Origin of the sequence: Marichromatium bheemlicum, assembly GCF_012276755.1 — a bacterium.
Taxonomy (GTDB): Bacteria; Pseudomonadota; Gammaproteobacteria; order Chromatiales; family Chromatiaceae; genus Marichromatium; species Marichromatium bheemlicum.
The window spans coordinates 77,488-91,954 of the sequence record NZ_JAAXKX010000005.1 but is presented as its reverse complement, the minus strand read 5'-3'; the positions used below and the strand labels follow the sequence as shown (position 1 = coordinate 91,954).

Here is a 14,467-nt window from a genome sequence, read left to right as displayed (position 1 = left end):
AGGACTCGCTCCAGGTCGGCGATCCATGCGGTGCCCGTCGCGCAGTATTCCGCGCAAAGTGTAATGAATTTCCTCGCCTCATTCATCCGCCAATCGGCGTCTCCACGCCTCCAGGGCGGGTTTGGGGGCATGCTTGAGCGCGACCTTCCACCAGAAACCGAGCAGGTCGTCACCGAAGGAGATGGCCTTGCGCGGCAGCGCCAGCGGGTGATCGGCACGGGTCACGGCACCGCGCAGGCAGGTCGTCGCCGAGCGATAACCGGCGGCGGCGGCGAGCCCCGGGGTGTGGTGGTCGAAGCTGCCGAAGGGATAGCAGAGATGGTGCACCGAGGCGCCGAGCAGGTCCTCGAGCCGTGCACGACTGGCGCCTAGCTCCTCGGCCTGACGCGCAGGTGAGCACTCGCCGAGCTTGACGTGATTGGCGGTATGCGAGCCGATGGTGATGCCAGCGGCGTGGATCTCGCGCAGCGCGGCGGCGTCCATCAACTCGGGGACCGGGCGACCGGGATCCTTGGCGAACCACTCGGCGCGACGCCCGACCCAGTCACTGATGACATAGACGGTGGCCGGGAAGCCGTGACGCGCGAGCACCGGCAGGGCGTGGTCGACGAAGTTGCGATAACCGTCGTCGAAGGTCAGCACCACCGAGCGCGGCGCCAGCGCGCGCTCGCCACGCAGCCCGGCGAGCGCCTCGTCGAGCCCGATCACCCGATAGCCGAGCCGCGCGAGCAACGCCATCTGCGCGGCGAAGCGACGACGATCGCAGTAATTGGCGCGATGCTCGCGCATCGGCGCGAAATCACCGACCTGGTGATACATCAGGATCGAGAGACGGGGCTCGGTCATGGCGACACTCGTGACGGGACAAAGGCCCCAAGCATACCGCCCCGGGCGCGCGGGATCAGTCGGCCGCGCGCGCCAGCGCCGCCAGCAGGCCCTCGATCAGACAGAGCGGGGTGGGCGGACAACCAGGGATGCGGACGTCGACCGGGATCACCCGATCGACGGCGCCACAGCAGGCATAACTCTCACCGAACTCACCGCCGTCACAGGCGCAGTCGCCGGCGGCGATGACGAACTTGGGTGCAGGCATGGCGCGCCAGGTGCGACGCAACGCCTGCTCCATGTGGCGCGATACCGGGCCGGTGACCAACAGCGCGTCGGCATGACGCGGCGAGGCGCAGAAGCGGATACCGAAGCGCTCGAGGTCGTAGTAGGCGTTGGCGAGGGCGTGGATCTCGATCTCGCAGCCACCGCAGGAGCCGGCATCGACCTCGCGGATCATCAGGCTGTGACCGAAGCGGGCATCGACCTGACGGCGCAGCTCGATGCCGAGCCGTTCGAGCCGGGCGTCGTCGGGGCGCTCCACCGACTCGGTGAGCATACCGGTACGGGCGACCTGGTTGAGGATGCGGAACATGGTGTCAGTGCCTGTCGATGAGGTGGCGTGGGACGAGGGTCACAGGTCCACCCCGGAGTAGGACCCGTTGACCGACTTGTTGCACACCGGGAAGTCAGGAACGATGTTGCCGAGAATCAGGTGTTCGAGCGCCGGCCAGTTGAACCAGCTCGGATCGCGCGGGAAGTAACGCGCCACCCGAGCCTCGGCGTCGAGCCGCACCAGCGCCACCAGCTCGCCGCGCCAGCCCTCGACCAGGCCCAGCCCACAACCCTCGGGGCGCGGCATCAAGGACGTGGCGATCGCGCCCTCGGGGAGGGTGGCGAGGAGCTGATCGAGCAGCTCCAGGCTGGCATGGACCTCACGCATCCGCACCCGCATCCGCGCCGCGACGTCGCCCTCCTGCTCGACCACGGGCGCGGCCAGCTGGAGTCGGTCGTAGGGCGCATAAGGGGCATGATGGCGCAGGTCGTGGGCCAGCCCGCTGCCCTTACCGACATAGCCGGTGCAGCCGAGCAGGCGCGCGGTGTCGTGCTTGAGGATGCCGGTGGTGAGCAGACGATCGTTGAGCGGCGGGTGGTCGTCGAGGATGTCGAACAGCCCGCGCAGCACCCGTCTGAGTTCGGCATGGGCGTGGATCAGCCGCTCCGGCGCAGTGGCCGCGAGATCCTGCGCCACGCCCCCCGGGACCAGGGTGTCCATCAACAGTCGATGCCCGAAATAGGTGGCGTTGTCGCGTTGCCAGCGCTCGCGCAGCAAGGTGCACTGACTCTGCCCGAAGCTGAAGCCGACATCGTTACAGATCCCGCCGATGTCGCCGAGATGGTTGGCCACCCGCTCGCGCTCGGCGAGCAGTGCGCGCAGGTGCAGTGCGCGGGCCGGCACCTCGGTGCCACAGGCACGTTCGAGTGCCTGGGCGGCCGCCCAGGCGTGGGCCACGCTGCTGTCGGCGGCGACCCGCGCGGCGAGCCGCACCAGCCCCGCCGCATCACGGCCGACGGCGTGCTTCTCGATCCCCTTGTGGACATAGCCGAGGCGCTCCTCGAGCCGCAGCACGTCCTCGCCCATCACCTGGAAGCGAAAATGGCCCGGGGCGATCACCCCGGCGTGCACCGGACCGACCGGGACCTCAAAGACCCCATTGCCCTGCAGCCGCACGATCGGGTAGTCCGCATCGGCCGGGGTGCGGCCAGGGGCCTTGCCGGCGAGCGGGAACCCCGGACGCAGCGGATGGACCGTCTCCGGCCAGGCCTGGTGGCGGGTCCAGCGCACCGTACCACGCGGATGACCAACGAAGCGCACCCCGAGGAGGTCCTGGGCATGGCGCTCGAGACGATCGACACCGGGGAAGCAAGGGGTGTGCGAGGCCAGCTCCGGGTGGGCGCTGGTCACCTCGGTCTGCGCCAGCAGGTAGCCGTCGGGGGCGGCGAACAGCGCCTGCACGCGAAGACGATCGGCATCGAGCGCATCGGCCCAGACCCCGGCGTGACGCAGCCCGGCATCGGCGGCGAGTTCGGCGAGCAGGCCCCAGTGCGCCGCCGGCAGCGCCAGACAGGGCTCAACCCCGGCGACGCCGGCGCATGCAGTGGCGCCGATACCCGGGGCGGTGAGCAGCCCCTGCAGGTCGGCGAGCGAATCGGTGACGTTCATAACAGATGACTCCCCGCGATCAGTCCGGTTGCCCGGTCGAGCCAGCCGGCGAGCAGCGCCGGGATCGCCAGCCCCAGCCACAGCACCAGCCCGAGATGGACCATCACCGGCAGCATATTGGCCTCCACCGGCTGCTGACCCTCGGGCGGTGTGCCGTAGACCATCGGCTGGACATGCCGGAACAGCCCGGCACAGGCCACCGCCAACCCGCCGAGCAGCGCCGCGCTCAGCCACGGCTGGGTCTGGATGGTGGCGGTGAGTAGCAGGAACTCACTGGCGAAGACCCCGAACGGCGGGAAACCGGCGATCGCCACCACCCCCAGCAACAACGACCAACCGACCGCCGGCTGGGTGCGAATCAGGCCGCGGATGCGATCGATCGACTGGGTGCCGGCGATGTGCGCGGCGTGCCCCACGGTGACGAAGATCGCCGACTTGGTCAGCGAGTGCACCAGCATGTGCAACAATGCGCCGAAGGTGGCCAGCGGCCCACCGAGCCCGAAGGCGAAGGTCATCAGCCCCATGTGCTCGATCGAGGAGTAGCTGAACATCCGCTTGATATCGCGCTGGCGATGCAGGAACAGCCCGGCGACGAGGAAGGAGATCAACCCGAAGCCCATCAGCAGCGCACCGGCCAAGTGCGGGGTGTCGGTCGCCGCCAGCGAACCGTCGACCAGCATCTTCAGCCGTACCACGGCATAGAGGGCGACGTTGAGCAGCAGCCCGGAGAGCACCGCCGACATCGGCGTCGGCCCCTCGGAGTGGGCATCGGGCAGCCACTGGTGCATCGGCACCAGTCCGACCTTGGTGCCATAACCGACCAGCAGGAAGACGAAGGCGATACGCATCACCGTGGGGTCGAGCGCCGCGGCATGGGCGTGGAGCACGCTCCAGGTCAGTCCCTCGGTGGGATCGGCGAGCACCTGCTGGGCGGCGAAGTAGGTCAACACGGTGCCGAACAGCGCCAGGGCGATACCGACGCCGCAGAGGATGAAGTACTTCCATGCCGCCTCGACCGCCTCCGGGGTGCGGTAGAGCGAGACCAGCAGCACCGTGGCCAGGGTCGCACCCTCGACCGCCACCCACAGCACGCCGAGGTTGTCGGTGGTGAGCGCCACCAGCATGGTCAGCATGAAGGTCTGGTACATGCTGTGATAGATGCGCATACCCGCCGGGGTCACCCGGGCATTGGCACAGACATGACGCATGTAGGGACGCGAGAAGATCGCCGTGGTCAGACCGACGAAGGCGGTGAGCACCACCAGATAGACGTTGAAGGCATCGACACGGAAATGCAGCCCGGCGATCACCTCGTGCTCGGCGACCTCCCAGCCCAGCCACAGCGCAGTGGTTAGGGTCAGGACCGCGATACCGAGATTGAGCCAACCGGCCCAGCGCACCGAGGTGACAAAGGCCAGCAGCAGGGCGCCGACGAGCGGTAGCAGCAGGGTCAGGATCAGCGCGCTCATGCCGTCTCCTCCTCGGTCTCGGTGAGTCGGTTGAGCCGGTCGACATCGAGCGAGTCGATGCTGTCACGGATCTGGAAGAAGAACACCCCAAACAGCACCATCGCCACCAGCACATCGAAGGCCACGCCCAGCTCGACCACCAGCGGCATGCCGGCGGTGGCGGAGACCGCAGCCAAGAACAGCCCGTTCTCCATCGACATGAAGCCGAGCACCTGGGCCACCGCCTGCTGGCGCGCCACCAGCATCAGCAGCCCGATCAGCACCACCGCCAGGCTCACCGCGACGATGTTGCGGGTGAAGGTCAGCTCCTCGGCGACGATCGGCACCACCACCCAATAGCTGAAGATCACCAGCGCCACCGCCACCATGCTCACCAGCGCCGGGTGGCTGAGGGTCTCGGTGTGGCGCTCCAGCGCGAGCCGGCGCACCAGCCGGTGCAGCATCCAGGGGATCAACATCGCCTTCAGCACCAGGGTCAGCAGTGCTGAGAAATAGAGATGGTGCGAGTGACCGGCGATGGCCACGGTGAGGGTCACCGCCGCGATCAGCGCCCCCTGCCAGGCGAAGGCATGGATCGCCGCCAGCAGTCGGGTCTGCGACAGCAGGCCGAAGGACAGGAACAGCACCAGCGCCGCCTGTAGCAGCAGGAACTGCTCGAGCAGTGGCAGTTGGGCAAGGCTCATGCACCCACCTCCAGGATCACGTGACTGAGCAACCCAAGCAGGGCCAGCAGCAGCGCCAGGTTGAGGAAGGCCGGGGCGCGGAACAGCCGCATCTTGGCCACCACCGTCTCACCGACGGCGAGCGCCGCGCCAAGCACCGCGAGCTTGAGCAGGATCGCCCCCAGGCCCAGCGCCAGCGCTGCCGGCGCGAACGCCTGGCCGATCCCCCAGGGCACGAAGACGTTGGCGATCAACACCCCGTAGAGCAACAGCTTGAGGTGTGCGGCCAACTCCATCAGCGCCAGGTGGCGACCGGTGTATTCGAGCAACATGCCCTCGTGGATCATCGTCAGTTCGAGGTGGGTGCTGGGGTTGTCGACCGGGATGCGCCCGCTCTCGGCGAGCGCCACCAGCACCAGGGCACCGAAGGCGAAGAGATAGGAGGGACGGAGCACGAAGCCCTCGGCCAGGTGATAACCGATCACGCTCGACAGACTGGTGCTGTGCGCGCTCATCGCCAGGGTGAAGACCGCGACCAACATCGCCGGTTCGGCAAGGCTGGAGATCATCATCTCGCGTGAAGAGCCCATGCCACCAAAGGCGGTGCCGACGTCCATCCCCGCCAGGGCGAGGAAGAATCGCGCCAGGCCGAGCATGCCGACCAACACGATGATGTCGGCGATCTGCGCCGTCGGCAGATCACGCGCCACCAGCGGCACCGTGGCCGCGGCCAGCCAGGTGGCGACGAACACCACGTAGGGCGCCAGACGAAACAACGGCGAGGCGGTGTGCGCCACCCGCGTCTCCTTGGCCAAGAGCTTGCGCAGATCGCGATAGGGCTGGAACACCGAGGCGCCGCGGCGGTTGTGCAGCCGCGCCTTGACCTTGCGCACCCAGCCGATCAGCAGGGGGGCCAGGGCGGGATAGAGCAACGCTTGTAACAGCGCCATCCCCCAGGCCGAGAGCATCACTGGTTCATCCATCGGGCATGGTTCCGGACAGCAGAGGGTGCGCCGCGACTGGGCGCGACGGCACCGGGTTCAGCAGGGACGCGCGCCACCATGATCAGGAGATGATCCACAGTAGCACCAGCAATGTCGCCAGGGTCCAGCCCAGATAGACCCGTACGTTTCCGGACTGCAGCAGCACCACCCGGCGCGCAGCCGACTCCACCGCCTGTGCCAGCGGCATATAGAGCAGCGACCAGGCACGGTCGGCAATGCGCAGCCGATAGCGTGGCCGGGTGTCGGTGGCCGTCGGCTTGCGCTCATCGAGCACGAAGGCGAGCGCGAACACGCGGCGGATCGGCTGGGCGAAGGACGCGGCGCTGTACTGCATCCGCGGCGTCGGCGGGGTCAGGCCACAGTCCCAGGGGTCGCAGCGGCGCACCCGCCGTACCCGACCACGCCGCGCCCACAGGATCGCCACCCCGGCGATCAGCGCCAGCAGCAGGATCGACAGCGGCGCGCTGTAGCTGGCGGTCTCGGCCGAGACCGGGGTCAGCCACAACCAACCGCCGGCGGCGGCCTGCGGCAATCCGGTGCCGAAGACGGCCTCGGCGACCGGGTCGAGCAGCGCGATCACCTGCGTCGGCAGTACCCCGAGCAGCACGCAGAAGACGGCCAGCAAGCCCTGGCCCAAACGCATCCCCATCGGCACCACCCGCGCCCGGCGGACATGACGCGAGCGCGCCTGACCGAGGAAAGCGACGCCATAGACCTTGACGAAGGTGGCCGCCACCAGCGCGCCAGTGAGTGCGAGCACCGCCGAGACGATCGGGATCAGACTACGCAGCACACCGCTGTCGAGCTGCCAGGCCTGGAGCGCGGCTTGGAAGGTCAGCCACTCGGAGACGAAGCCGTTGAGCGGCGGCAGCGCCGAGATCGCGACACAGCCGACGAGGAAGAACAGCCCGGTCCAGGGCATGCGCCGCAGCAACCCGCCCATCTGCTCGAGATCGCGCTCGTGGGTGCTGTGCAGCACCGCACCGGCGCCGAGAAACAGCAGCCCCTTGAACAGCGCGTGGTTGATGGCGTGATAGAGCGCGGCGACGAAGGCCAGCGCGGCCAGCGTCGGATGCCCGGTGCTCATGAACAACAGCGCCAGACCGAGGGCGATGAAGATGATGCCGAGGTTCTCCACCGAGGAGTAGGCGAGCAGGCGCTTGAGGTCGCTCTGCATCATCGCGAACAACACCCCGGTGAGCGCCGAGAGGCTACCGGCCACCAGCACCACCACGCCCCACTGCCAGTGGAACTGGCCGATGAGGTCGAAGACCACGCGCACGAAGCCGTAGACGGCGACCTTGAGCATCGCCCCGGACATCAGCGCCGAGATGTGCGAAGGCGCCACCGGGTGCGCCTCGGGCAACCAGGCGTGCAGCGGCACCAGCCCCGCCTTCATGCCGAAGCCGAGCAGCACCAGGGCGAAGCACAGACTCGCCCACAGCGTCGACAGCTCCGCGCCACGCAGCAGCTCGAACTCGAAGCCGCCGGCGAAGGCGGCGAGCACGCCGAAGCCGAGCAGGATCGCCAGCCCGCCGACATGGGCCATTAACAGATAGAGGAAGGCGGCGCGACGATTGGCCGGGTTGTCGTGGTGGAAGGCGACGAGGAAGTAGGAGGCCAGCGACATCAGCTCCCAGGCCACCATGAACAGGAAGGCGTCGGCGGCGAGCACCACCAGCAGCATGCCGGTGACGAACAGCCCGCTGAAGCCGCCGAGCGCGGCCAGTGATTCGCGCCCGTTCTCCAGCCCGCGCACATAGGCCGGGCCATAGATACCGGCGGCGGTGACGAGGATACCGATCAGCGCGAGAAAGAAGCCGGCCAGGGCGTCGAGCTGGAGGTGCCAGGGCAACCAGGGCAGGCCCAGGGGCAAGGTGAGACCGAGGTCGAGCCCCTCGATCAGGGCCCAGAGCCCGGCGCCGCTCGCCGCCACCCCGGAGAGGGCGAGCAGCGGCAGTGACGCCCAACGCAGCGCCCGCGGCCAGCGTGCGGCTGGCAACGCGACCAGCGAGGAGGCCAGCGCCAGGGTCAGCGCCAGCAGGGCCAGGAGAAAGGCTGGATGTATGTTCATGGACGATCGTCGTCGGGTGGCATGATCTTGAGACGGACCCCGCGCCCGCCGCCGGCACTGACCGCGCCCTCGCCGATCAGCTCGATACCGGCGCGGTCGAGCGCCTCGACTACCTTGACCAGGGATTCGACATTGCCACGCACCTGGCCGTCGCTGGCCTCCATGCGCTGGATGGTCGGCAGCGACAGACCCGCGGCCTCGGCCAGGCGGCGTTGATCGAGGCCCAGCAGGGCGCGGGCGGCACGAAGTTGCGCGGCTGTAATCATGTTTTAAACATCACTAATAACAGTCTATGCATTAGCTTAGTAGTACCAACTAGCTTTATGCAAGGCTTTGACTTTAAAAATCATGATCCATCCTTCACTTTGGCGAGATGGATCGGTTCGGGTCACAGAGGCACGCGGGCACGCCCGAACTGCGGGCTGCAGGCCGGGGGTACCAATGCGTGCGAGGAGAAGATGATAGCCCGCCACGGCGCGCGCGGCGGCGCCGATCAGCGCATCAGATAGCGATCGGCGGGACGGTCCTGGAGGAAGGCGGCGGTGAAGCCCTCGTCGGGCGCCTGCTCGAACCAGCGCAGCGCGGTGCGGCGGCAGTCATCGCAGGCATAGAGCGGGACGTGCACGGCGAGCGTCTGCGGACCGTCGCCGATGCGGGTGGCGATGCGCAGCGCACCACCACAATGCCGGCACAGCCGCACCGCCTCGTGCTGCTGTTCGAACACATCGATGGTGTCGTAGTAGATCTCACGGGTGCGGTGGGCGCACTCGTCGCTGACCGCGTGGAGCTGCGCCTGGCGTTGGGCGCGCTTGGCCCAGGCGGCGCGGGTCCGGGCACCGATACGCCGCACCGTCTCGGTGATCTCCTCGGGTTGCACCCCCCCCGAGGGCCGGCGATAGGGCTCGACGACGTGGTCGCTCTCCAACCCGGTCATCGCCAGCAAGATGCCCATGTTGATGTAGGGCAGCGCGCTCTCGATCGAGTACCCCCCCTCGAGCACCGCTAGGTCCGGGGCGAGCAGCCGGGTCAGCTCGGCATAGCCACGGGCGCTGAAATCCATGTCGGTGAGCGGATCGGCGAAGTGGTTGTCCTGACCAGCGGAGTTGATCACCAGCTCGGGCTCGAAGTCCTCGAGGATCGGCAACACGGTGTCGCGCGCGATCTCCAGATAACCGGCGTCCGAGGTACGCGGCGGCAGTGGGATGTTGACCGTGGCGCCGACCGCGTTGGGACCGCCCTGCTCGTCCATGAAGCCGGTGCCGGGGTAGAGGGTGCGCCCGTCCTGGTGAATGGAGATGAAGAGCACGTCGGGGTCGTGCCAGTAGATGTCCTGGGTGCCGTCGCCGTGATGGCAGTCGGTATCGATGATGGCGACGCGGCGGATGCCGTGACGCTGACGCAGCGCCTCGATCATGATCGCCTCGTTGTTGATCGCGCAGAAACCGCGCCCACCGTGCATCACCCGCTGGGCGTGATGACCCGGCGGGCGCACCAAGGCGAAGCCGCGCTCGATCTCACCGGCATGCCAGGCACTCGCCAGGGTCAGGGCACCGCCGGCGGCGATGCGATGCGACTCACCGGCAACCGCATCGACCCCCGGCAAACAGAAGTGCACCCGCTGCACGTCGGCCTCGGAGACCGGCTCGGGGCGATATTCGCGCACACCCTCGAGGTCGAGCAGCCCCTCCTCGCAGATCTGATCGCGGGTGTAGAGCAGGCGCTCCTCACGCTCGGGATGGGTGGCCTCGATCGCCCAGTCGAAGGCCGGGAAGAGGACCAGCCCGGTCTGGTGTCTGGCACTCAACATGCCATGCTCCTGATATGTTGCGGGGTGAAGGGCTCGAGCAGTCCGGGCTTGACCTGCAGGGTCAGACGGATGTTGCGCCCGACGGTGGAGAAGCCCCGGACGATGTTGAACTCGAGGTCCTCGACCACCTCCAGCTCGGGGGTACCGGCCTCGGGACCAAGACGCTCGAAGAGCAATGCCCGGGCCTGTTCCAGCGCCTGCTCGCGCCGATAGCCGCGATCGCAGCGCCACTGCCGGTCGCTCCCGGAGCAGCTCACCCAGCCCTGTTCAGTGTCGGCGATCAGGCTCAGGGCATCGGTCGGGCGCGCCATCGCCGCGCCGATGGCGTTGGCCACCCCCGAATCGGGCACCAGATCGACCGGCAGTTGACTGCGCCGCGCCAGGTGCGGGGCCAGCGACTCGGCCGGGCCGCCGAGCACCAGGATCCGCGCCGGGCGGATACGGTGCCCGTCGAGCAGCTCGTGAATGGTGTCGACATGCGCGCCGTTGACCTTGTCGACCAGGGCGTCGATGGCGGCCATGATCCGCCGACAGGCATGATCGATCACCGCACGCGCGGCCATCTCCGGCTCACAGCCGAGCGCGGCGGCGAGTTCGGCCACCCCGGCGGCGGCCACCGCCGGGTCACCGCGTTCGCTCTCACCGAGGGCGATCAGCGCGTCGGTCGGGGTGAGCGCCGGACCGCCGCGCGCCAGCGGCGCGCCGAGCCGACGCGGCCCGATGCTGATCTTGCCCTCGACACCGCGCACCTCGCTGTCGCCACCGACCCCGATCGAACGACTGAGCAGGGCACGAATCAGGGTCCGGGTGTTGCCGATGGTGATGCCGAGCGGCTCGAGCAACGGCGAACCTCCACTGAGCAGGGCGATCTCGGTGGTGGTACCGCCGATGTCGAGCACCACCACGTCCTCGTCGGCAGGCGCCACCGGGATGGCCCCCATCACGCTCGCCGCCGGCCCCGAGAGCACGGTCTCGGCCGGGGTGTCGAGCGAGGCGGCCAACGACAGGGTGCCGCCATCGGCCTTGAGCAGGTGCACCGGGGCGCTCACCCCACGGGTGCGCAGCGCCTCGGCGATGGCCTCGTAGAAGTTGCGGTGCAGCGGATAGACCGAGGCGGCGAGATGGGTGGTGGCGATGCGCCGCGGAAAGTTGAGCTGCCCGGAGACCCGGTGCCCGGTGAACACCCGCTCGAAACGCTCGGCAATACACTCGGCGATACCGAGTTCGTGACTCGGGTTACGGGTGGAGAACTTGCCCACCACGCCGACATAGCGGATCCCGGCGGCGGCGAAACGCTCGGCGCAGGCATCGATCTGCGCGGGATCGAGCGGCGTGATCTCACGGCCACGGTGATCGATCGCACCCTGGACCACGGCATAGTGCTCACCGGTGCGATAGAGCTCGGGATCGACCCCGGGACCGGCGCACACCAGCATGCCCACCGGGGCAAGACCGGCACCGACGACCGCGTTGGTGGTCAGGGTGGTGCTGAGCACCACCCGACGCACCGCGCTCGGCTCGGTGGCGTGCAGCACCCGATCGAGGGCCTCGAGCAGGGTCACGCCCAGGTCGTCGGGATCGGTATCGACCTTGGCGCGCGCGCGCACCCCGTCGGGACCGAGCAAGACGATGTCGGCGTGGGTGCCGCCGACGTCCAGTCCGATGATCATCCATTCCTCCGCGAGAGAGCCCGGTCTGTGTCCCCAGGGCTGGATAGCGGGCGACGCCAGCGCCGCCAGTTGATCGTTGAGGTGCGGGATGGGCCCGTCACCGCTGTGGTCGCCCCGAGTCCATCCGGGTCAGCCGAAGTGGATCCTCGCCTCCAGGTTGGCGGCGGAATCGGCGTTGTCGAGTGCTTCCTGCAGCGAGATGGTGCCGTCGCGATAGAGCGTGAGCAGCGCATCATCGAAGGTGCGGATGCCCTCCTCGTTGCTCTGCTGCATCGCCTGTCCAAGGGCGTCGACCTGCCCGTCGCGGATCAGGTCGGCGATGTGCGGGGTATTGACCATGACCTCGATCGCGGCACAGCGCGACCCGGCCTGGGTCCGCACCAGACGCTGCGAGATGATCGCGCGCAGATAGACCGAGAGGTCCATCTGCAGCGTCTTGTGTTGTGCCTGGGGGAACAGGTTGACGACCCGTTCCATCGCCTGATAGGCGTTGTTGGCGTGCAGCGTGGCGACGGCCAGGTGGCCGGTGCCGGCCAGCTCGAGTGCCGCCTCCATGGTCTCGCGGGTACGGATCTCGCCGATCAGCACCACGTCCGGGGCCTCGCGCAGCGCACTCTTGAGCGCCTTAGCGTAGCTCTTGGTATCGAGCCCTAGCTCACGCTGGCTGACGATGCACTGCTTGTGCGGGTGGACGAACTCGATCGGGTCCTCGATGGTGATGATGTGGCCCGGGGCGCTGGCGTTGCGGTGATCGAGCATCGCAGCGAGGGTGGTCGACTTACCCGAGCCGGTGGCACCGACCATGAGGATGATGCCGCGTCGATGCATGATCAGCTTCGGCAGCACCGGCGGCAGGCCGAGTTCGTCGCAGGTGGGGATGGCGGTACGGATGTAGCGCAGCACCATCGAGGGATAGCCGCGCTGGTGATAGGCGTTGACGCGGAAGCGGGCACGATTGTCGAGTGCGACGGCAAAATCGACCTCCAGCTCCTCCTCGAACTCGCGTGCCTTGGCCGGATCGAGCAGCGAGGCCAGCGCCTCGCGACACACCGTCGGGGTGAGTGGGGTCTCACCGATCGAGCGGATGACGCCCTCGATCTTGATCTTCACAGGCATGCCCGGGGTGAAGAAGAGATCGGAGGCGTTGTGCCGGATCATCATCTCGAGGTAGGGGGTGATATCCATCGCCATGTCGGGCTCCGGGTCTCAGCGCGGGCGCGCCGTAAAGACAGAATAATTGCAGGGTTAACTTATAAAGGAATTCTTATATCCTTATGCATTTATCTTCGTTCCGCGTCAATGGGTTTTGCCCGACGGCGCCGACGCACACGCCGCGCGAACCGCGGCCCACTCCCAAAAACCGCCCCTCGATCAACCCCCTAGCGGCCACGCCCACGCCCCCAGCCAGACACCAGGGATGAGGCATGCCCGCACCTATCGAAACGGAGGCTCGTCGCCCTCGTCGAGGATCGACAGCCGATCGACCGGCTCAAAGTGGTCCTTGCTACGTGCCTCCTGCCCCTGGAGCTTAATCATCAGCCGCAGCTCGTTCATCGAGTCGGCGTTGCGCAGCGCGTCCTCGTAGCTGATCTTGCGCGCCTCGTAGAGATCGAACAGCGACATGTCGAAGGTCTGCATGCCCTGCTCGCGCGAGCGCTTCATCACCTCCTTGATGCCGCTGACGTCGCCCTTGAAGATCAGGTCCTGGATTAACGGCGAGTTGATCAGCACCTCGACGGCGGGGATGCGTCCGCCATCGGTGCAGGGCAGCAACCGTTGCGAGATCACCGCCTTGAGGTTGAGCGAGAGATCCATCAACAGCTGCGCGCGCCGCTCCTCGGGGAACAGGTTGATGATGCGATCGAGCGCCTGGTTGGCGCTGTTGGCGTGCAACGTCGAGAGGCAGAGATGGCCGGTCTCGGCGAAGTTGATCGCGTGCTCCATGGTCTCGCGATTGCGGATCTCGCCGATGAGGATGACGTCCGGGGCCTGGCGCAGGGTGTTGACCAGCGCCGCCTCCCAGCTCTCGGTGTCGACCCCGACCTCGCGTTGGGTGATCAGACAGTTGCCGTGGGGATGGACGTACTCGACCGGATCCTCGATGGTGACGATATGACCATAGGTCTCCTGGTTGCGGTGTCCGACCATCGCCGCTAGCGAGGTCGACTTACCCGAGCCGGTGCCGCCGACGAGCAACACCATGCCGCGCTTGGCCATGACGATGTCGAGCAGCACCGGTGGTAGCTTGAGTTCGTCGACCGAGGGGATGCGCGCGTTGATGGTCCGCAGCACCGCCCCACCCTTGCCCTGCTGGACGAAGGCGTTGACGCGAAAACGACCGATGTCCTGGGGGTGGATCGCGAAGTTGCACTCCTTGTGGGTGTCGTAGTCGCGGATCTGTCGATCGTTCATGATCGAGCGCACGAGGATGTTGGTCTGGGCGGCAGTCAGCGGTTGATCACCGATCGGGGTGAGACGACCGTCGATCTTGCAGGCGGGGGGGAAACCGGCGGTGATGAAGAGGTCCGAGCCTTTCTTGGCGACCATCTTGCGTAGACAGTCGAGCATGAAACGCGCGGCCTGTTGGCGATCCATGGCGATACCTCGTTGGTACGGAGGCATCGAGTTTATCACCTCGGCGGTGCGGACAAGACCCTGCCCGTGACCGGGATGTGGACAACGAAAAAGCGGCCCTCACGGGCCGCTTCTCCTGGGGGAGCGATCCGCCTCGC

12 protein-coding genes are annotated in these 14,467 nt (G+C 67.6%); all 12 read right to left on the bottom strand.

What is annotated here, in order from left to right; all coding sequences use genetic code 11:
* Nucleotides 1-78: 78 nt before the first annotated feature.
* Nucleotides 79-846, bottom strand: coding sequence for a polysaccharide deacetylase family protein (locus HF203_RS05535; RefSeq protein ID WP_168667450.1), 768 nt, complete (start codon nt 844-846; stop codon nt 79-81).
* 55 nt (nt 847-901) lie between these two features.
* Nucleotides 902-1,420, bottom strand: coding sequence for an NADH-quinone oxidoreductase subunit B family protein (locus tag HF203_RS05530; RefSeq protein ID WP_168667449.1), 519 nt, complete (start codon nt 1,418-1,420; stop codon nt 902-904).
* 39 nt (nt 1,421-1,459) lie between these two features.
* The gene (locus HF203_RS05525; protein ID WP_168667447.1) at nt 1,460-3,049 is read right to left on the bottom strand and encodes a hydrogenase large subunit; all 1,590 of its coding nucleotides are present in this window, start codon (nt 3,047-3,049) and stop codon (nt 1,460-1,462) included.
* Entirely contained in the window at nt 3,046-4,518 is a 1,473-nt protein-coding gene (locus HF203_RS05520; RefSeq protein WP_168667445.1) for a hydrogenase 4 subunit F, read from the bottom strand. The genes HF203_RS05525 and HF203_RS05520 overlap by 4 nt, the downstream gene beginning before the upstream one ends.
* A complete protein-coding gene (locus HF203_RS05515) occupies nt 4,515-5,201 on the bottom strand; it encodes a formate hydrogenlyase (protein WP_168667443.1) in 687 nt (228 codons plus the stop codon). The genes HF203_RS05520 and HF203_RS05515 overlap by 4 nt, the downstream gene beginning before the upstream one ends.
* Entirely contained in the window at nt 5,198-6,163 is a 966-nt protein-coding gene (locus tag HF203_RS05510) for a respiratory chain complex I subunit 1 family protein (RefSeq protein WP_168667441.1), read from the bottom strand. The genes HF203_RS05515 and HF203_RS05510 overlap by 4 nt, the downstream gene beginning before the upstream one ends.
* A gap of 82 nt (nt 6,164-6,245) precedes the next feature.
* Complete coding sequence (gene hyfB / locus HF203_RS05505) at nt 6,246-8,258, bottom strand: hydrogenase 4 subunit B (protein WP_168667439.1); 2,013 nt, start codon at nt 8,256-8,258, stop codon at nt 6,246-6,248.
* Nucleotides 8,255-8,524 carry a helix-turn-helix domain-containing protein gene (locus tag HF203_RS05500; RefSeq protein ID WP_168667437.1) on the bottom strand — a complete coding sequence of 90 codons (270 nt, stop codon included), beginning with the start codon at nt 8,522-8,524 and terminating at the stop codon, nt 8,255-8,257. The genes hyfB and HF203_RS05500 overlap by 4 nt, the downstream gene beginning before the upstream one ends.
* A 227-nt stretch (nt 8,525-8,751) precedes the next feature.
* Nucleotides 8,752-10,065, bottom strand: coding sequence for a histone deacetylase family protein (locus HF203_RS05495; RefSeq protein WP_168667435.1), 1,314 nt, complete (start codon nt 10,063-10,065; stop codon nt 8,752-8,754).
* Complete coding sequence (locus HF203_RS05490) at nt 10,059-11,735, bottom strand: hydantoinase/oxoprolinase family protein (RefSeq protein ID WP_168667433.1); 1,677 nt, start codon at nt 11,733-11,735, stop codon at nt 10,059-10,061. Before HF203_RS05490 ends, HF203_RS05495 begins: the two co-directional genes overlap by 7 nt.
* Before the next feature lie 129 nt (nt 11,736-11,864).
* Nucleotides 11,865-12,920: a PilT/PilU family type 4a pilus ATPase gene (locus tag HF203_RS05485; protein ID WP_168667606.1), complete on the bottom strand. Its 1,056-nt coding sequence runs from the start codon at nt 12,918-12,920 to the stop codon at nt 11,865-11,867.
* A 249-nt stretch (nt 12,921-13,169) separates the two neighbouring features.
* The gene (locus HF203_RS05480) at nt 13,170-14,330 is read right to left on the bottom strand and encodes a PilT/PilU family type 4a pilus ATPase (protein WP_168667430.1); all 1,161 of its coding nucleotides are present in this window, start codon (nt 14,328-14,330) and stop codon (nt 13,170-13,172) included.
* Nucleotides 14,331-14,467: the final 137 nt, after the last annotated feature.